Here is an 18,453-nt window from a genome sequence, read left to right as displayed (position 1 = left end):
AGCCTACTTACGTCCGAACCGGCTCCGGCGGTAGGCCTTCCACAGGCTGGTCCGGGCCAGCCGCCGAACCAGCGGGCTACGCGGTCGACCCGGTGCTGCCGGCGTCGCACTGGGCGCCTTTGGTCGTTGTACGACGGGCGCGTCGGCCACGTGGTGGTTCACCTCGACCAGGTGCTCGTCGAACGCGGCCCGCCACAGCGCCTGGCGGAGAGTCGCTTCGGCTGCCGCCGAGCTCGCCCCGGCTACAGAAGCGGCCCAGAGCGTGCGCAAGGCCGGTCCGTCGAAGCCGTCGACGTTGGTGACCAGCTGCTCGATCAGCTCCCGATCAGCCGCGTCCGCCAGGCGGCGTACCAGCGGCTGGGTACGGCGGGTGCTCACGGACGGGTCGGGCTTGAAGAACGGGACGTCGGCCCACTCGGGGACGAGCCGCCGGACCAGGTCGCGGTGGAGCGCGTTCTCGACGCGCTGGGCCGGGTCTAGGGCGAACGCGGCCCGGACGAAGGACGGGACGAGCAGCGGCGAGAGCACGCCGCTGCGTTCGCCGGTGGTGCCCCAGCGGCGGAGGCGTTCGACGACGTAGAAGTAGTCGAGCATGGTGGCGTTCTCGATGCCGCCGTGCACCGCGGTCCGCAGGACGTGGTCGATCTGGTCGGCCAGCGCGGTCCGCGAGGTCTGCGCCGGGCCGGCGGCCGGCGCCAGGCGGCGTTGCAGATGGTTGCTGAAGGCATTCAGTTTGCGGTTCAGCGGCAAGGTGTCGAGCTGGAGGACGTCGGCCGGGTAGAAGTGGCCGTGGGCAACTTCTCCACCAGCACCGCCGATCGCGAGATGGGTGACCGCGCCCTTCGGTGGAGCGTGGAACAGGTAGCTGGCCGGGCGCAGCCCTTCGGCGTACCGATGCCATCTACGGGCGCGATCGACCAGCTCGATCGGCTGCGGCAGCACGACCTTGCCAGGTGCTTTGCGCGTCACCACGTGCTCGACCGGTGCCTTCACCAGCTGGACCAGGGACTCGGCCACCGCCAGCTCGCCCGGCACCGCGTCGTAGCTGTTGAGCTTCAGATCCACGCCGGCCTTGAGGAAGGCTGCCGCGACGACGCGGGAGTCCCGCCCGCCGCTGAGGTCCACGGTCGGTCGGCCGGGCCACAACCTGCCAACGGACCGCGCGACATCCTGCAGCGCGTCGGCCGTCTCCTCGACCGTTTCCGGGTTGTCGGTCGACCAGACACTCGCGGACTCGATCTGGGTCACGGTTCGTTGTTGACGGGGGCCGTCGGCAACGATATGCGTGGAGCCGGCGACCGCGAGGACACCGTCGTACGGCGTGCTGTCGTCCATGAACCAGCCGCAGGCGGCGGCGAAGCTCCACCCTCGGGCGGCGGCCTTCGCGGGGAGGCCGGCGAACAGGAGCGCCGCGACCGGGCGGTTGCTCCACACCCAGCCGTCGGGAAGGCGGATCTGGAAGAGCCGGCCGACACCGATCGAATCGGTGAACAGCTCGAGACGCTCCGCGTCGGCGTCCAGGACGGCCATCGTGAACGGCGGCGCGAGCTCGAGGAACGCGGCCGGAGTACGCCGTACTGCTTGGGCCAGCCGCACCGGAGCGTCGTACGGCGGGACGTCGCCGATGATGCGCTGGTAGCCGAGCGGCGTGTACACGCTGGCCACCCGGAGCTCGGCGGAGTCGTGCCACGAGGGCCAGAAGCAACTTCCGTCCTGGCGATCCCAGCTGTGCAGCCCGACCGTCTGGCCGTCGTACCCCTGGTGCTTTGCCTCGTGCTCCCACAGGTCGCCGTAGTACGCCTCGACGCGGGCCCGCCCCGCGGCCGCCCGCGCCGCGCCACCGTGCGCGTATGTGTAGGCGATCACCGTTTCCATGCAGAGCCAGATGCGGGCCCCGCTCGGAAAGTTATCGCGGCGGCTGCTGGCCCGGCTGGTACGGCGGCGGCTGTTGACCCGGCTGACCCGGCTGGTACGGCGGCTGCTGTGGCTGGTACGGCGCCTGTTGCTGCTGGCCCGGGTAACCGCCCCACTGCTGCTGACCAGGCAACGCCGGCTGCCCGCCGCCGAGCTGTGCGCGGGTGGTCTTGGCGTCCGAGACCCAGCGCCCGATCCCCGCGATGAGGAAGGCCGCACCCATGAACATGACCGAGCCGTCCAGCAGCAGGTACGGCAGGAAGTTGCTGCCAGGCACCTGGAAGAGCTTGCTGAAGTCAGCGGCCTGGCGCAGCGGCAGCACCTGCACGAGCAGGCCGACGACGGCCATGAAGAGGCCGGTGCCGACCATTGCCCCCGCTCCGATCCGTCGTGGCGCCATCACCAATCCGGTAACGAGAGCGAGAACGAGAAGCAGCAGCAACCACTGCAGACCGTGTCCGACGGCGCTCTCGAACCTGACCTGGCGGACGACAGCCAGCCGGTAGGCGGCGTACGACGCACCGACCACGTCGACGTAGCCGAGCACGAGCCCGAGCACGAGGCCCAGGGCGGGAATGGGTTTGGCGGGCATGACCCGAGCGTAGACCGGTCGACGGTCCAGGGCGGCGACGTGCCGAGCTGGTCACACATCTGTTGGTGCGCCGTTACCGCGGCGTAGGCTGCCTGAGCCGCCTGAATGACGACGTCGAGGGAGTCGCATGTCTGATCCGAAGACCGAGGTGCAGCACGGGCTGGAGGGCGTTGTTGCGTTCGACACCCAGATCGCCGAACCGGACAAAGAGGGTTCGGCGCTGCGCTACCGGGGCGTGGACATCGAGGATCTGGTCGGCCGGGTGCCGTTCGAGAACGTCTGGGGCCTGCTGGTCGACGGTTCGTTCACGCCGGGTCTCCCGCCGGCCGAGCCGTTCCCGCTGCCGGTGCACACCGGCGACGTCCGGGTCGACGTACAGTCCGCGCTGGCGATGCTCGCACCCGCCTGGGGTCTGCGGCCGCTCTACGACATCGACGACGTACAGGCCCGGGACGACCTCTCCCGCGCGGCCGTGATGGCGCTGTCGTACGTCGCCCAGGCGGCCCGCGGCGTCGGCCACCCGATGGTGCCGCAACGCGAGGTGGACAAGGCGAACACGATCACCGAGCGGTTCATGATCCGCTGGCGCGGCGAGCCGGATCCCAAGCATGTACAGGCGGTCGACGCGTACTGGACGTCCGCGGCCGAGCACGGGATGAACGCCTCGACCTTCACCGCACGAGTGATCGCGTCGACCGGAGCGGACGTTGCTGCTGCCCTGTCCGGTGCGGTGGGTGCGATGTCCGGTCCGCTGCACGGTGGTGCGCCGGCGCGGGTGCTGACCATGATCGAGGGTGTCGAGCGCAACGGTGACGCCCGGACGTACGTGAAGGGTCTGCTGGACGCCGGCGAGCGGCTGATGGGCTTCGGTCACCGGGTGTACCGCGCGGAAGACCCGCGGGCGCGGGTACTTCGCCGTACCGCGCGTGAGCTGTCCGCACCGCGGTACGAGGTGGCAGAGGCGCTGGAGCAGGCGGCGCTGACAGAGCTGCGCGAGCGGCGACCGGACCGGGTGCTGGAGACAAACGTCGAGTTCTGGGCCGCCATCGTGCTGGACTTCGCGGAGGTACCGCCGCCGATGTTCACGTCGATGTTCACCTGTGCGCGGACCGCCGGCTGGAGCGCGCACGTGCTGGAGCAGAAACGGACCGGACGGCTGATCCGCCCGTCCGCGATCTACTCGGGTCCGGCGCCGCGTCCGGCGACGTCGATCGAGGGCTGGGACCCGTCCTGGGCCTAACGGTCTAACGGTCCTGGCTGGGTGAGCGGCCGGTGCGTTGCTTGTACTGGCGGCTGAAGTACGGGACATCGGTGTAGCCGAGGGCGGCGGCGGTCTCGGTGACGGTCATGCCGGACTCGGTCAGGAGCTGGTGGGCGCGGTCTATGCGCGCCTGGATCAGGTACTGCGCGGGCGACATGCCCAGCTGGGCGACGAAGCGGCGGGTGAACTGCGCGCGGGACAGCGCCGCACCGCGAGCCATCTCGGCGACCGTCCAGCTGCGGCTGGGGTCCTCGCGGAGCTGCCTGGCGACGTCGTCGATCGCGATGTCCGTCACCGCCGGACCTGGGTCGGCATCCCGGATCAGGGTGATCAGTTGCTCGAGGCACAGTTCTGCTTGGCGCGTGCGCCGGCCGCGATAGGCGACGTCGCTGGTGCGGGCCAGGATCTTGAGGAACTCGCGGTCGTGGACTTCGGCCCAGCGCGGATCCGGGGCGACGGCCTGGGCGGCCTGCGCGGCCTGCGCGGCCTGCGCGGTCTCGAAATGCATGCCGAAGACCAGCAGCCGGCGGTGCGGGTCGTGGGTCGCTCGGGGCGCATCGCCAGGCTGGAAGACCGCGCAGACGCCGGGGTGCAACTCCTGGGTCGCGTTGCCGAGCTGAAGAGTGCCGCGGCCGTCGAGGACGCACCAGAGAAGGTGGTCCTGCAGCGGCCTCGAGGTCCAGGACCAGCTCGGTTCGCAGCGCCAGAAGGTCGGGGCCGACATCCACTCGATCGTGAGTCGATGCTCCAAAAGTTCAACTCCTCGCGTGGATCGTCCGTGGTCTTTCCGGTTCTTTTTCGGAGAATTGAAGGGTAGCTTCCTCCGAGCTGGGAGTAGTAGATGAGCGTTTCGGACAAGGACGAGTTCGAGCGGAACGGGTACACGCTGGTGCGTGGGCTGTTCTCGGTGGACGAGGCCGAACGGCTGCGGGAGCACTACATGGAGGCGCGGCAGCGCGGGCCACAGGCCCATGACTTCGCCGGGCTCGACTCGACGGACCGGGATCCGCTGAAGCGGTACCCGCGGATGGCGCAGATGCATCGGTGGGACGAGACGTCGCTGCGGTGGTTGATCGACCCGCGGATCGACCAGGTGATGACCGAACTGCTCGGCAGGTCGCCGTACGCCGTCCAGACGATGCTCTACTACAAGCCGCCGGGCTCCAGAGGGCAGGCACTGCACCAGGACAACTTCTACCTGAAGGCCGATCCGGGGACGTGCATCGCGGCGTGGATGGCGCTGGACCGCGTCGACGAGGCGAATGGGTGCCTCGAGGTCGTGCCGGGTTCGCACCGGTGGCCGATCCTGTGCACGGAGAAGGCGGACACCACGGTCAGCTTCACCGACGTCACGGTTCCGGTGCCGTCGTCGCTGGACGCCGTACCGGTGGAGATGGAACCGGGGGACGTGCTGTTCTTCCACGGCGCGCTGGTGCACGGCAGCAACCCGAACGTGACGACCGACCGGTTCCGGCGGGCGCTGATCGGCCACTACATCGAGGGCGAGGCCGAGCGGGTGGCGCAGTACTACCACCCGGTCCTGCGGATGGACGGGACGGAGCTGGTGCTGGAGGTCGCCGAGGGCGGCGGCGCGTGCGGTGAATGGACCGAGACGGCGGACGGGCCGGTCGCCGTACTCACGGGCACCCAGACGATCACGCGCAAGCACGAGTGAGACCCCGCCGTGGGGCTTCCGGCGGATGTGGGAGGATGAGAGCGCTGACAGCGTCGTCGGCTATCTAGTTGCAGACGACGAAGGGGAATGTTGGTGACCGACATTCAGATTCCTGCAGAGCTGAAGCCCGCGGACGGCCGGTTCGGGTCCGGGCCGTCGAAGGTGCGGCCGGAGGCCGTGGCCGCGCTGGCGACCGAGGGCGCCAAGCTGCTCGGTACGTCGCACCGCCAGGCGCCGGTGAAGAACCTGGTGAAGCGCGTCCAGGACGGCGTGGCCGAGCTGTTCCAGCTGCCGGACGGGTACCAGGTCGTGCTCGGTAACGGCGGCTCGACCGCCTTCTGGGACGCCGCGACGTTCGGGCTGATCCGGGAGAAGAGCCAGCACCTGAGCTTCGGCGAGTTCTCCTCCAAGTTCGCCAAGGCCGCGCAGCTGGCGCCGCACCTGGGCGACCCGTCGATCGTGAAGTCGGAGCCGGGCACGCGTCCGGTCGCGGTCGCCGAGGCCGGCGTCGACCTGTATGCCTGGCCGCACAACGAGACCTCCACCGGCGTGATGGCGCCGGTCAAGCGCGTCGACGGCGCCGACGAGGGCGCGCTGGTCGCGATCGACGCCACGTCGGGCGCGGCCGGCCTGCCGGTCGACGTCAACGAGGTCGACGTGTACTACTTCGCCCCGCAGAAGGGCTTCGCGTCCGACGGCGGCCTGTGGATCGCGCTGATGAGCCCCGCGGCGCTCGCCCGGGTCGAGGAGATCGCGGCGTCCGGGCGGTGGATCCCGGCGTTCCTGGACCTCGCCACCGCGGTCGACAACTCGAGCAAGAACCAGACGTACAACACGCCGTCGCTGGCCACGCTTTTCCTGATGGCCGAGCAGACCGACTGGATCAACGGCCAGGGCGGTCTGGAGTGGTCGGTCGGACGTACGACGGACTCCAGCAACCGGCTGTACACCTGGGCGGAGAAGTCGGACTACGCAACGCCGTACGTCGCCGACGCCGACGCCCGCTCGCTGGTCGTCGGCACGATCGACCTGGACGACTCGATCGACGCCACCGCGGTCGCGAAGACGCTGCGCGCGAACGGGATCGTGGACACGGAGCCGTACCGGAAGCTCGGGCGGAACCAGCTCCGAGTGGCGATGTTCCCGGCGGTCGACCCGGCGGACGTCGAGAAGCTGACGCAGGCGATCGACTACGTGGTCGAGCACCTGCAGTAGATCTTTTCTGAACGGCCGCTGCCTCCTGGTCTGGGAGGTAGCGGCCGTTTCCGTCAGTGCCGGCTGCGGGAGCTCCGCGCGCGCGAACCGCCGGTAGTGGACTGGGGCGACTGGCCGGTGAGGCGGGCGTTCTCGGCCATCCGGTCCTGGCGCTCGCGGCGGCCGGGCGGGAAGGTCACCACGGTGATGATCAGGGCGAAGACCGCCGCGCCGGCGATCACCCAGGTCAGGTTGTGGGACTTACCGGAGCTGTCGCTGCCGGCCGCGTCGGCGTTCGTGTTCGGCTTGGGGGTCGCGCTGGTCTTGGGCGGCGGGGACGCGGTGACCGGCCTCGCGGGCGCCGCGAGCTGGTAGATCGCGCCGGCGCTCGAGGTGACGACCGAGCTCTCGGTCGGGCCGACGGCGATCGAGTCGCCCGATCCCGGTGCTGCGGCGCGGGCGATCGCATTCGGATTGTCGCCCCAGGCAACCGTGGCGACGTCGGCGGAGGTGCGCAGTACCGCTCGCTGGCCGTCGGGCAGGAACGTGCCGTCGGTGATCGCGCCGGTCGGCGCCGCCGCGAGCTTGGACAGCTCGTTGGACCCCTGCCGCGACGGCGACGACGGGGCCGCGTAGATCGCGCCGCCCTTTGCGGACTTCGTCACGAAGTACAGCTGGCTGGTCGACGGGTCGATCAGCAGCGTCTCGGCGTCGTGCGCGCCGTCGGGGTAGGTGAAGTCGTACTGGTGGAACCGGACGCCGTCCTGGTCGCCCAGCTGCTCGGGCTCCGGGATCGTGTAGATCTCGATCTCGTCCCGGCTCGCGGTGTTGTCGCCGATGTCCGCGACGTAGATGAACCCGTTCCGGTCCACGCCGAGGGCCTCGACGTCCTTGACCTTCGCGTTGAACCGGAGGACCGCCTCGACCTTCCCGCTGGAGTTGATCCCGAACACCCGCGCGGTCTCGCCGGAGTTCGTCACCGCCCAGTAGGTGCCGGGGTGCTTCACACTCTTCGCCAGGCCGGTCGGGTGGGTGATCCGCTCGTCCTTGAGGGAGTAGAGCTTCTTCGGGGGGGTCGCAGTCGGGTTTGCCGCGTGGGCGCTCGTCGGGACGGCCGCGCCGGCGACGGTGAAGAAGAGCGCCGCAATGAGCGCAACGATCCGGCTCACGGTTTGACCTCGGCGCTCGGCAGGAGGAGCTGGGCCAGGCGCGGTGTGACATTCCACTCACTGGTCAGGGCGTCGTACTCGGCCTGGAGGTCGGCGGTGGGCTGGGCACCGGTCCGCGCGGCCCGGAGCAACAGATTGCGCGGCGTGTGCTGACTGTCCACGAACTGCACGACCTCCACCCGGTAACCGACCTGTCGGAGCACCGCTGCCCGCAGGGAGTCCGTCAGGACGTCGGCGAACCGCTCACGAACGATGCCATATCTCGTCATCAGCGCGTAAGGCGCCGGTGGTGTGACGCGCTTGAGCTGCTTTTGGATGTCGTGATGACAGCACGGAGCTGCCAGGACGAGTGATGCATCCCACCCGACGGCCCGCGCGAGCGCGTCGTCAGTGGCGGTGTCGCACGCGTGCAGCGCCAGTACGACGTCCGGCCGGACGTCCAGCTCCGCGTCCTGGATCGTCGCATCCACGAACTCGAGATGCTCCTGCCAGCCCAGCGCCTCGACGACGCGGGTGTTCCGCTTCCGCGCTGCCGGATTGTGGTCCACCCCGGTCATCCGCACGTCGTACCCCGCCGCCGTCAGCAGGTGGTACGCCGCCAACGTGAGGTAGGCGTTGCCGCAGCCAAGATCGACGACCTGGAGCGGGTGGGAGGTGGTGATTCGGCCGGCGGCGATGGCCTCTTCGACGGCGGGGGCGAGCAGCTTGCAGAACTCCTCGATCTGCTTGTACTTCGCCTGCCGCGACGGCTTCACGCGCCCCTGGTGGTCGCTGATCCCGAGCTCGACCAGGAACGGCGCCGCCGGATCCAGCACCCGCTGTTTCACCCGGTCATGGCTGGTCAGCTGCTCCCGCTCGGCGTCCTGCCGGTGCAGCAGCTCCTTGCCCTTCTTGGTGTACCGGAGCCGGAGCGTCTCGCTCGTCGTTTCGACGTGCCAGGTCCCGTACGGCAGGTCCAGGAGCTCGTCGACCGCTTTGGGTACGTCCGTGCTGGCGACGTTCCGGGTGTGCGCCTGGCGCTCGTCGAACTCGGTGATCTGCAGGTGCCGCTCGCCCTTCAGATCGACGTACCGCACCTCGACCCGCAGGTACGGCGGCGCCTCGGCCCCGCGCCTCCGCCCGGACGCCAGCGCCCGCACCAGCGCGCCCTGATTCAGCAGCGCGGAACGGACCACCTCCAGCGCGCCGGACTCGTCCAGCTGCGCCGGCTCGCCCGACCACGCCTCTACCTGCATCGCGCCATTGTCCCCGACCCCACCTCCCGATCACAAAAGGGTCTCGCCCGGACGGTCCGAACGCACGATGTGGTGCTCGGTCCCCGGATGCCCGCCGGCATCGTGGCGGCTCTGCCAGGCCGGGCTCGGTTAGGTTGTTCGAGTGGCGACGTACACGGACCTGCCGGCAGAGCTGACCACCGAACGACTGCAGCTGCGGCGGTGGCGCCCCGCAGATGCGGAGAACTTCCGTGGCCTGTGGCTCGAGCGGGACCACCGTGCGTTCCGGCAGATCGACGCCGAGGGCCGACCGACCGTCGAGGACATCCGCGGCTGGCTCACCGAGAACCCGCTGTCCGCGGCCCCCGGGCTCGGCCTGCTGCCGATCGAGCGCAAGGACACCGGCGAATTCATCGGGTACTGCGGTCTGACCGTCGGCCAGGCGACGTTCGACGAGCCCGAGCTCGCCTACGAACTGGCCCAACGCTTCCACGGCCACGGCTACGCCACCGAAGCCGCCCGCGCAGTCCTAGAAGCCGCAACCCAAACCGGCCGCCACCGCCTCTGGGCCACCGTCCGCGAGTGGAACACCCCCTCCTTCCGAGTCCTGGAGAAACTCGGCTTCCACCGCACCGACCGCGTCGACGAAGACCCACACCGCGGCAACTCCATCTGGATGACCCGCGCCCTCAACGCCTAAGCGGAACGCGTCATCAACGGCGCCCGCGGGGAGTCGCTCAAGTATTCGTCGCAAAGGCGAGCTCGACTTGAGCTTGAATCCGCTCGCCGATCACGGGGCATTCCAGTGGGTTGTCTCTGGGGCATTGCAGGAGATGTTCGAGGGCCTGCCGGGCCTCGTCCAGACGGGCAGCGATCTGGGCGATGTCGTCCAGGCGCTGGGAAACCAGTGTCCGCCACTGATCACGAGTAGGGCCGGCCATCACCTCGGCGGTGTCCTCCAAGCTCATCATGCCGTCGTCGTGCCACAGCCGGACGAAGGCCAAGCGGCGCAGCGCGGCCTCGTCGTAGTACCGGACCCGTGCTCGTCGCTGCGTCGACGGGACGAGACCGAGCTCGTCGTAGTACCGCAGGGCGGAGACGGTCGTGTCGAACGCGCCGGCGACCTCGCTGATTGAACGAAGCGTCGCCACTGTGCTCTCTCCTCAGCGTCGGGTTGCGCTCAAGTTGACTTGAGCGTCAAGCATATGCCCACTCAGGCGGCGCCGAGAACGCTTGCGAGACCGGAAGGACGTGGGCATGCAGACTCCAGGTGACGGAGCCGTCGTACCCGAGACGCGAGCGACCGGTGTGCGCGGCGGGCCGCTGCTGGTGATCGTCTTCGTTGTCGTGTGCCTGAATCTGCGGGTCGCGTTCAGCGGCGTCGGTCCGCTGATCCCTGCGATGGGCTTGGATCGAGTGACCGCCACCCTGCTGACGACCATCCCGCCGCTGTGTATGGGACTGTTCGCTCCGCTCGGGGCGTGGGCTCGGGGCAGGATCGGCGAGGAACGTGGGCTGTTCGTCGCCATGATCGCCCTGACGGCCGGCCTGCTGATTCGCTCCACGAACCCGGTCGGACTCTTCGCGGGCACAGTTGTTGCGTCCGGTGCGATAGCGGTGCTGAACGTGCTCACCCCGGTGCTGGTCCGGAAGCGTTTCGCGCCCCACCGGATCGGCGTGATGATGGGTCTCTACGCGACGCTGATGGGGGCCAGTGCCGCGTTGACCGCGGAGGTGACTGTGCCCTTGTACCGGGCGACCGGCTCCTGGCAGCTCACACTCGGGATCGCGATCCTTCCCGCCGTCCTCGGACTCGCAGCCTTGCCCACCCAGCTCCGGGTCCCACACCTCCAGCGCCCGACCGGGACCGCGGCGTGGGGCGGGCTGTTGCGCCAACCCACGGCATGGGCGGTGACCGGGTTCTTCAGCATCCAGACCTTGCTCTTCTACACGATGGTCGCCTGGCTTCCCGCGATCCTCGTCGCCGCAGGTACAGATGCCTCCGCGGTCGGCACGGTGTTCGCGCTGTGCTTCATCGGCGTTGCCATCGGCGGCTTCCTCGGCCCTGCCTGGGCCGGCCGACGCGACGATCACCGGAGTCCGATCCTCGCCACGATCGCCTTCTGCCTCGCCGGCATCGGCGGACTGCTGATCGCACCCGCATCCACCGCCGCCGCCTGGTCCATCCTCCTGGGCATCGGCCTCGGAGCCGGGCAGGGACTCCCCGGCATCCTGTACGTACACCGCTCCGCAGACCATCACCAAACCGCACAGCTCTCCGGCATGGCCCAGACCATCGGCTACCTCATCGCAGCCGCAGGCCCTTCCCTCACCTCGGCACTCCACAGCGCCGGCGGAAGCTGGACGACACCCCTCATCGCGATGCTGATGCTGTCACTCATCAACGCCACCCTCACCTCCCAAGCCGGCCGAGGCACCCTCCCAACCTGACGCCGCAGCGACCGCGTCGACGGACCCCGAACCCGGCAACTCCATCTGGATGACCCGCACCCTCGACGACTAGGCAACATCGGGGCGGGTCATCAGCGGCGTCCGCAGATGCAGCTCCAGGTCGGGGGTCGTCAGCGGTACGACGTTCCACGTCGCCGTCGCCGCGTCTGCGTTGACCTCGAGCCGCACTCGATGCGGGCTGGTGATCACGAAGAGGTCCGCCACGAACCTGTCGCCCTGCCACGCCCCGCTCGCGACGGCCGGCCGGCCGAGCGGCGAACTCTCCCGCCACTCGCCGTACCCGACCTCGACCTCGACCGACTCCCCCAGCCGCACCCGCCAACCTCCTGATACCGGCTCGACACCCACCACGGTCCCGTCAGCGAGCGCCGAACCTTCCGCCGAACCGTCAACTCTGGCCACAACGGAACCAGGATCGGCCGTGCCCGATCGACCAGGCGCAGCCGCGCCGGCTCCGGCAGGTGCTGCCGAGCCCGCGGCCGGCGCGAAGGACAACTGGCGTAGCCGCCCGGCGAGGATTTCCTCGTCCTCGGCGTTCCCTGGTTCGTCCAGACCAGGCAACAGGCATTCCCAGAGCAGGCCGGGCAGCGCCCCTTCCTGCTGGATGGCCCCCGTCACGACGACCACCAGATCGTGCTTCGGGACAACCACGCAGTACTGCCCGTAGGAGCCGTGCCCGTGGTATCCGTGCCGCGAGATCCAGAATTGGTAGCCGTAGCCACCGAGAAAATCAGGGTTCTGCGACCACCCGGGCAACGGCAACGTCTCGACATGCGGCCGCGTCGCGAGCTCCACCCACTCACGCGGCACCAATTGCCGGTCGCCCCACCGCCCGCCCCGCAACAGCAGCTCACCGAACGCCGCGATCGCCTCGGTCGTCAGATGCAGCCCGTGAAACCCGAACGCAGCCCCACTCGCGACCCGGTCCCACTCGGCCCCCTCGATCCCCATCGGACCGAACACCCGCTCCTGGAGGAATTCCGGCAGCCCAACCCCGGTGACCCGCTCCACCATCCGAGCCAGGACAAAGGTCGTTGAGTTGTCATAGACATGCCGAGTCCCCTCGTCCTCGACGAACGGCCCCCGCAAGAACCCCTTCGCCAAGTCGCCCGGCTCCGCTTGCCAGGCCCCGTCCAAACTGTCCACCCCATGCCCCGTGGTCATGGTCAACAGGTGATGAACATTCAGCCGTCGCCCCTGCTCCGAGATCCCCTCCGGCACAGACTCAGGCAGCACGTCCACCACCCGGTCCTCCAACGACAACAGGCCGTCCCCCACCGCAATCCCGACAGCCGCTGAGGTAAACGACTTGGTCAACGAATACAGCAGATGCCCCCGCTCCGCCGAGTAAGGCGCCCACCACCCCTCGACAACAACCCGCCCACCTCGCACCACCATCACCGAATGACACTCAACGCCCCGCCCCTCGAGGCCATCCAACAGCCGAAGAACTCCCCGAGCCGACACCCCCGCCGCACCCGGCGCACACCGCGGCAACAACCCACTCAAACCAGACACCCCCGCAACATAACAACCCCAGCAACCCACTTACCTCTGCGCATGCAAGCCTCATCACGCCTGTCGCCCGGCGACGGACCTGCGACGATCACCAGCGGACCAGGCAGGCGGTGGTTGACGACCTGGGCACCCTGCCCGTGCCGGTGACCCGACCGGCACCACCCGCTCCTTGCTCTTTCTTGCCGAAGAGGTTCGTTGGCCAGCTTGCTTCCGAGCGATCGTCTGAGGCGGTTCGCCTCCAGCTGTGTCAGTGGTTGTGCCACCGTCGGCCTTCCTGTTCTGCCGACGGGCGGCGTCTCAGCGCCATTGGCGGAGCTGCTCCGCAACGGCTTGGTTGATGAGCTCTTGGAGTTTTGGAGCCAGTGCCTGAAGCAGCTGGTCCTGCAGCTGGGGAGCTACCAACTGCAGAAGTCGGGTATCAGGTTGGTAGCCGGTTGCCTTGAGCGCGTCGGCGAGCAGCGTGCTTCCGTCAGCGGATCTGAACCGACCCGCCGCCGGTTCGAGTGCCTCGACGAGCGCGTCGGAAGCAACATTGGTCGTGGTGACGGCATCCCGGACCGCGACGGCGAGGTGATCGAAGTCAGTCCCGCCAACGGCCAGCTCCTGAACGGTCCGGGCGACCGTTGTAACCGGTAGCCCGTCGACCCAGGTGATGTCTGCATCCCGCAGCTCACGCTTCCGGAAGCGGGTATCCGGTTGCGTTGTCTGCCGACGGACGGCGGTCGTGAACTCGTACTTGGACGGCAGCAGATCGCCCAGCCCATGCACAGCTGCCGCAGACTCACCCGACACCACCGCGAGCGGCTGATTACCGGTCGGCCGACTCCCCGTAGCCAACCAAGCCGCACGCAGCCCTTGCAACGGCCCGGTATCAGCGGACGGCAACGCATACACCCCGTGCCGCAGCCGCTGCACAGTCCCACGCTCAGCAAGCCGAGACAGCTGCATCTTGGACACACCCGCCTCCTGCGCCTGCGAGGAAGTAACCAACCCCCACTGCCCAGCCCCAAGAACCTCCAGCGACTCCAACACATCCACCGCCAACACAACAATCACCTCCAGAGGCTTTCATAGTAACTACCAAATGTTACTATCCAAGCTTCTGATTCGCCTTCGGTTGTTACCTACCAAGGATCCATTGCGTGGGTGGGGCGCCGCCGCAGGTAGAGCGGCGCACCGCGCGGCGACGGGTCCACCACCAGAGCACCTCACCACGAGTTCGCCCCGGTAGGTGGGCGACCCGGGGGTCGTCGCCGCGAGCACAGCGAGCAGAATCCCGGCGCCAGCCGGGAACACCGGGGCGCCAGCCCCGAACAACAGGGTGGGTGGGGCGGCGCGTAGCTCGGCGACGAAGGAGCCGTGCGCAGCACCGCGATGGGTCAACCACCTGCACCACTCACCAGCAGTACGACGGGGTAGCGCGCCGGCCCGAGGTAGTCACCCGCGGCGCCAGCCGCGAAACAGCGAGCGGCAGCTCGCAACTCGCGAGCGCAGCGAGCAACTCCCGGCGCCAGCCGGATGCACCGGGGCGCCAGGCCCCGAACAGACGGGTGGGTGGGGCGGCGCGAAGCACGGCGACGAAGGAGCCGTGCGTAGCACCGCGATGGGTTAACCACCTGCACCACTCACCAGCAGTACGACGAGTAGTGCGCCGGCCCGGGCAATCGCCCGCGGGCGGCAGCCCGCAACAAGCCAGCGGCAGCTGGCAGGACGGCGGCGCTAAGCCGACAGCACGCCAGCGGCAGCTGGCAGGAGGCCGGCGTTAAGCCGGAGGGTGCGTGGGAGCTCGCGGAGTGGGCGCGTCGGAGGAGCGGAGCGACGACAGAGCGGCCGCGTAGCGGGCGTGGGGTGGTTAGTCGAGTTTTTGGTCTTCGGTGAGGAGGCCTAGGGTGCGGAGGCGGGTGATGATGCCGCCTTCCTGGCGGCCTAGGGCTGCTACCAGGGCTTCCTTGGTGGTGCCGTTGTTGAACATTTCGACGAGGGTGGCTTCGTCTTCGGGGGTCCACTGGCGGAAGGCGTTGGGGTGGGTGCGGCGGGCGGCTTTGATGCGGTGGGTCATCGAGCGGGTGTCGACCAGCTCCACGGAGCTGATGCGGGCCTGGCGTTGGCGGCCTACTTCTTCGCCGTCGCGCCAGAAGACGACGGCGCCTGAGTCGAAGGTCATCAGGTCGGCCGGGAGGTCGCAGTAGTCGGCGTCCTCGAGCATCACTCGCAACATGGTGGTTCTCTCCGTGTGAGGGGTGCGGATCGGATGCTCCGATCCGCGAGGTCGACAGAGAAGATGCCGCGATCCACCCCCTCCCCGACCGACCAATTTCCAGCTGTGGACAACCTGTCCCGACCCACCCACGCGTCGATCGCAGAATCTCTTTGCAAAAACTCTTTGCAAAGAGTCTTTGCAGTCCTATGCTCGTGCTATGAGCGACGACAGCACCCCCGAAGCCGCCGGCAAGCGGGTGGAGCCGGCCAAGACAGTGGAGCCGGTCGAGCCGGCAAAGGTGGAACCCGCGACGACGGTGGAGCCGGCGAAGACGGTTCGGTTGGATCAGCATCTGGTTCGGGCCTTGGCGCATCCGATGCGGCTCCGGATCGTTGGGCTGCTGCGGGTCTACGGCCCGCAGACGGCGACCACGCTTGCCGAGCGCCTCGGGGTCAACACCGGTGCCACGAGCTACCACCTGCGACAGCTGGCCGAGTCCGGCCTCGTCCAGGAGGACAACACCCGTGGCAACGCCCGCGACCGGTGGTGGAAGGCGGCGCACCAGGGGACGGAGTACGACGCCGCCGAGTTGCTGGACCAGGAGCCGGAGCTGGCGCTCGGCTTCCTCAACGGCATCGGCCAGACGTACGCCGAGAACATCTTCAGCTACATCAACTCCATGCAGACGCTCCCCCCGGACTGGAAGGAGGCGAGCGTCCTCTCGGACTACCTGCTCCATCTGAGGGCCGACCAGCTCGACGCGATGATGCGCGAGATCTTCGCGGTGCTCGACAAGTACAAGACCGACGACCTGACCGCCCCGCTGCCCGAGGGCGCCGAGCAGGTCACCGTGCAGATCCAGGCCTTTCCCCGCGAGACGCGGTAACGAGGAAACGAGGGGTTGAGGACAGTGAAGAGCAACCGCGCGCCGCTGCTGGCGTTCCTGATCGCGAACGTGGTGTCGATCTGCGGCACCAAGGTGAGCGCGATCGCCGTACCGTGGTTCGTCCTGATCACCACAGGTTCGCCGGTGAAGATGGGCATCGTCGCACTGGCCGAGATGGCTCCGCTGGTACTCGTGAAGGCCATCGGCGGCCCCATGATCGACCGGGTCGGCCCACGCCGCGTCAGCGTCGTCGCAGACACCGCGAGCACCGCAGTAGTCGGGCTCGTACCCCTGCTGCACGCGCTCGGCCTACTACACTTCCCGATCCTGCTGGTCCTGGTCGCGATAGCAGGAGCCCTCCGCGGCCCCGGTGACGCAGCCAAGGCCACGCTGATCCCAGACATCGCCGAGGCGGCCAACGTCCCGCTGGAGCGAGTGACAGGTCTGGAGAGTACGACGGACCGCCTCGCCGGCTTCTTTGCGTACGCACTGGCCGCCGGACTGATCACCATGGTCGGAGCCGTCAACGCCCTGTGGATCGACGCGGTCTCCTTCGGCCTCTGCGCGGTTCTGATCGCCCGCTGGATCCCCAGGCGGAAGCAGACGCACCACGAGGCAGCCCCCACAGAAGACGGCAGCTACAGCCAACGACTGCTCGAGGGCTGGCGGTTCCTACGCACCGACAAGCTGATGCTCCCGCTGGTGACGATGATCGCGGTGACCAACCTCCTCGACGCCGCGACAGGCGCCGTACTGCTGCCCGTCTGGATCAAGGACCACGGCTACGGCCCCGGTCACACCAGTCTGATCCTCGCGTCGTTCGGAGTGACCGCCACTGTGTTCGCACTGGTCGCGGCTGCGGTCGGCCGGCGGCTGCCACGCAAGGTGGTCTTCACTGTCGCGTTCCTGATCGCCGGGGCACCACGGTTCATAGCCATGGCGCTGGGCGCACCGGTCGAGGTCCTGATGGTCGTGTACGCCGTGGGCGGTATCGGAGCCGGCTTCATCAACCCGGTGCTCGGGGCCCTGTTCATCGAGCGCATCCCCCGGCACCTGCTCGGCCGGGTCCACGCCCTGTCGGACGCCGTCTGCTGGACCGGCGTACCCCTGGGCGGTGTCATCGCCGGTGCGGCCGTCGTCGGGATCGGTCTGGTGCCCGCGCTCCTGGCTGGAGGTGTTGCCTACTTCATTGCCACCATGTCACCGGTCCTGATCGGCAGGCACGAGAACTGGCGAGCTACACCGGGTCCGACGGATCCTCCGGAAACGGCGGCAGAGCCGGATCGGGTGGCAGTCGCGGTGTCCTGACCTTCCGCGCCTCCTCCAGCTCGTGCCGCAACCGGTCACGCTCGGCCCGCAGCAGGCCGAGCATGGCCAGGTCCAGCAACATCCCGAACGCCGCAGCGAACTGCGCGGTGGCGAACTGGAACACCTGGGTCATCAGCAAGGACACGAGCACCGCCAGCTCGAACAGCCGGACGGCCCGGACCCGGTTGTCGCGCCGCAGCGCCAGCGCGCCCCGCACGGTGAACATGGCCGACAGCAAGCTGCCGACCGTCACACCCTGCACCGGCAGGTGGTCCAGGCCGTCCCCCGCCACCGCCGCGATGATCAGCTCCCCCAGCGCCTGTACTGCGAGCACGACAACGGCCACCTGCGGTGCCTTCGGGTGGGTGGCCAGCCGCACCAGCGACCGCTGCAGGAACTGCCAGCCGGCGTCTACGGGTGCGGCCAGCTCGACCTCGTCGGGCGGGCAGGCGTCCAGCAGCTCGGATGTCTCCCGCCGGCCTTGCACCTGTGGGCCAACGGTCCGCAGCAGCACGGCGGCCTGCTCCCGCCTGCGCCGTGACAGGCCGCCCGCCACTCCCTCGACCGTGTAGTCGATGACGTTGGCCAGCTCCTCACGCTGGTCGATCGGCCGGCGGGTGAACAGGAAGCGGGTGCCCAGCACGAACAGTACGAAGACGACGTACACGATCGCGGCCGTCGGCTTGTAGAAGTAGTTGTTGTCCGACGTGACGAACTTGCCGACCTCGTCGATGAACAGCCCGAACCCGATCCCACCGATCGTCGCCGCGGCCGGCCGGACCACCGGACCGACGTACCCGAGCAGCAGTGAGATCGCGACGAGCATCAGCAGGCCACCCGGCAGCACGTGGGCGATGTGCAGCCCCTTGCCGCCGATCTGCGGGTAGCCGCTCAGGCTGAGCAGGAGGCGGGTGACCAGCACGGTCGCCACCCCCGACACCACGAACGTGGTCAGGTGCTCCCCCGACCGCACGTTCCGGACCAGGCCAGCCCGCATCAGGTACGACGACCGCGTAGGGGTGCTCATGCGCCAGACGTTAGCTCGCGACC

At 68.8% G+C, this 18,453-nt stretch carries 17 protein-coding genes; 7 read left to right on the top strand and 10 right to left on the bottom strand.

Annotation, left to right across the window (positions count from 1 at the left end):
• Window positions 1-3 precede the first annotated feature (3 nt).
• Window positions 4-1,875, bottom strand: a complete 1,872-nt coding sequence (locus AB0E69_RS04995) for a hypothetical protein (RefSeq protein ID WP_360139659.1) — start codon at window positions 1,873-1,875, stop codon at window positions 4-6.
• A 31-nt stretch (window positions 1,876-1,906) separates the two neighbouring features.
• The gene (locus AB0E69_RS04990) at window positions 1,907-2,506 is read right to left on the bottom strand and encodes a hypothetical protein (RefSeq protein WP_360139656.1); all 600 of its coding nucleotides are present in this window, start codon (window positions 2,504-2,506) and stop codon (window positions 1,907-1,909) included.
• 127 nt (window positions 2,507-2,633) lie between these two features.
• Here AB0E69_RS04990 and AB0E69_RS04985 point away from each other — a divergent pair, with 127 nt between their 5' ends.
• Window positions 2,634-3,746, top strand: a complete 1,113-nt coding sequence (locus AB0E69_RS04985; protein WP_360139653.1) for a citrate synthase 2 — start codon at window positions 2,634-2,636, stop codon at window positions 3,744-3,746.
• 4 nt (window positions 3,747-3,750) lie between these two features.
• Here AB0E69_RS04985 and AB0E69_RS04980 read toward each other — a convergent pair whose 3' ends face one another.
• Window positions 3,751-4,491, bottom strand: a complete 741-nt coding sequence (locus tag AB0E69_RS04980) for an AraC family transcriptional regulator (protein WP_360139650.1) — start codon at window positions 4,489-4,491, stop codon at window positions 3,751-3,753.
• A 117-nt stretch (window positions 4,492-4,608) separates the two neighbouring features.
• On the opposite strand from AB0E69_RS04980, the gene AB0E69_RS04975 reads away from it, so the two are divergent.
• Both AB0E69_RS04975 and serC read left to right on the top strand, forming a co-directional pair.
• Window positions 4,609-5,442: a phytanoyl-CoA dioxygenase family protein gene (locus AB0E69_RS04975; RefSeq protein ID WP_360139647.1), complete on the top strand. Its 834-nt coding sequence runs from the start codon at window positions 4,609-4,611 to the stop codon at window positions 5,440-5,442.
• Window positions 5,443-5,529: 87 nt separating this feature from the next.
• Window positions 5,530-6,657 (top strand): phosphoserine transaminase, encoded by a 1,128-nt coding sequence (gene serC, locus AB0E69_RS04970; RefSeq protein ID WP_360139644.1) that lies wholly within the window; start codon window positions 5,530-5,532, stop codon window positions 6,655-6,657.
• Between the two features lie 53 nt (window positions 6,658-6,710).
• On the opposite strand, the gene AB0E69_RS04965 is transcribed toward serC, so the two are convergent.
• Together AB0E69_RS04965 and AB0E69_RS04960 are read right to left on the bottom strand one after the other, a co-directional pair.
• Window positions 6,711-7,805, bottom strand: a complete 1,095-nt coding sequence (locus AB0E69_RS04965) for a hypothetical protein (RefSeq protein WP_360139641.1) — start codon at window positions 7,803-7,805, stop codon at window positions 6,711-6,713.
• Window positions 7,802-9,040 carry an SAM-dependent methyltransferase gene (locus AB0E69_RS04960; protein WP_360139639.1) on the bottom strand — a complete coding sequence of 413 codons (1,239 nt, stop codon included), beginning with the start codon at window positions 9,038-9,040 and terminating at the stop codon, window positions 7,802-7,804. The genes AB0E69_RS04965 and AB0E69_RS04960 overlap by 4 nt, the downstream gene beginning before the upstream one ends.
• Window positions 9,041-9,182: 142 nt before the next feature.
• Here AB0E69_RS04960 and AB0E69_RS04955 point away from each other — a divergent pair, with 142 nt between their 5' ends.
• The gene (locus tag AB0E69_RS04955; RefSeq protein ID WP_360139636.1) at window positions 9,183-9,719 is read left to right on the top strand and encodes a GNAT family N-acetyltransferase; all 537 of its coding nucleotides are present in this window, start codon (window positions 9,183-9,185) and stop codon (window positions 9,717-9,719) included.
• A gap of 37 nt (window positions 9,720-9,756) precedes the next feature.
• Here the strand turns inward: AB0E69_RS04955 and AB0E69_RS04950 are convergent, their stop codons facing one another.
• A complete protein-coding gene (locus AB0E69_RS04950; RefSeq protein ID WP_360139633.1) occupies window positions 9,757-10,170 on the bottom strand; it encodes a MerR family transcriptional regulator in 414 nt (137 codons plus the stop codon).
• Window positions 10,171-10,276: 106 nt separating this feature from the next.
• Here AB0E69_RS04950 and AB0E69_RS04945 point away from each other — a divergent pair, with 106 nt between their 5' ends.
• Window positions 10,277-11,470: an MFS transporter gene (locus AB0E69_RS04945; RefSeq protein WP_360139630.1), complete on the top strand. Its 1,194-nt coding sequence runs from the start codon at window positions 10,277-10,279 to the stop codon at window positions 11,468-11,470.
• A gap of 69 nt (window positions 11,471-11,539) precedes the next feature.
• On the opposite strand, the gene AB0E69_RS04940 is transcribed toward AB0E69_RS04945, so the two are convergent.
• The 3 genes from AB0E69_RS04940 to AB0E69_RS04930 form a co-directional block, all read right to left on the bottom strand.
• Window positions 11,540-13,009 (bottom strand): serine hydrolase, encoded by a 1,470-nt coding sequence (locus tag AB0E69_RS04940; protein WP_360139627.1) that lies wholly within the window; start codon window positions 13,007-13,009, stop codon window positions 11,540-11,542.
• 297 nt (window positions 13,010-13,306) lie between these two features.
• Window positions 13,307-14,041, bottom strand: a complete 735-nt coding sequence (locus AB0E69_RS04935; protein ID WP_360140411.1) for a type IV toxin-antitoxin system AbiEi family antitoxin domain-containing protein — start codon at window positions 14,039-14,041, stop codon at window positions 13,307-13,309.
• 820 nt (window positions 14,042-14,861) lie between these two features.
• On the bottom strand, window positions 14,862-15,227 hold the full coding sequence (locus AB0E69_RS04930; RefSeq protein ID WP_360139624.1) for a hypothetical protein: 366 nt from the start codon (window positions 15,225-15,227) through the stop codon (window positions 14,862-14,864).
• A 199-nt stretch (window positions 15,228-15,426) separates the two neighbouring features.
• On the opposite strand from AB0E69_RS04930, the gene AB0E69_RS04925 reads away from it, so the two are divergent.
• Together AB0E69_RS04925 and AB0E69_RS04920 are read left to right on the top strand one after the other, a co-directional pair.
• Window positions 15,427-16,095: a helix-turn-helix domain-containing protein gene (locus AB0E69_RS04925; RefSeq protein ID WP_360139621.1), complete on the top strand. Its 669-nt coding sequence runs from the start codon at window positions 15,427-15,429 to the stop codon at window positions 16,093-16,095.
• A 24-nt stretch (window positions 16,096-16,119) separates the two neighbouring features.
• Window positions 16,120-17,403 carry an MFS transporter gene (locus AB0E69_RS04920; RefSeq protein ID WP_360139618.1) on the top strand — a complete coding sequence of 428 codons (1,284 nt, stop codon included), beginning with the start codon at window positions 16,120-16,122 and terminating at the stop codon, window positions 17,401-17,403.
• Here AB0E69_RS04920 and AB0E69_RS04915 read toward each other — a convergent pair.
• On the bottom strand, window positions 17,333-18,430 hold the full coding sequence (locus AB0E69_RS04915; RefSeq protein WP_360139615.1) for a hypothetical protein: 1,098 nt from the start codon (window positions 18,428-18,430) through the stop codon (window positions 17,333-17,335). The genes AB0E69_RS04920 and AB0E69_RS04915 overlap by 71 nt on opposite strands.
• Window positions 18,431-18,453 lie beyond the last annotated feature (23 nt).

The sequence above is a fragment of the Kribbella sp. NPDC026611 genome, from assembly GCF_040638345.1.
In the GTDB taxonomy this organism is placed as follows: domain Bacteria; phylum Actinomycetota; class Actinomycetes; order Propionibacteriales; family Kribbellaceae; genus Kribbella.
The sequence above is the reverse complement of the archived record's forward strand: the minus strand, read 5'-3'. Positions and strand labels throughout refer to the sequence as shown.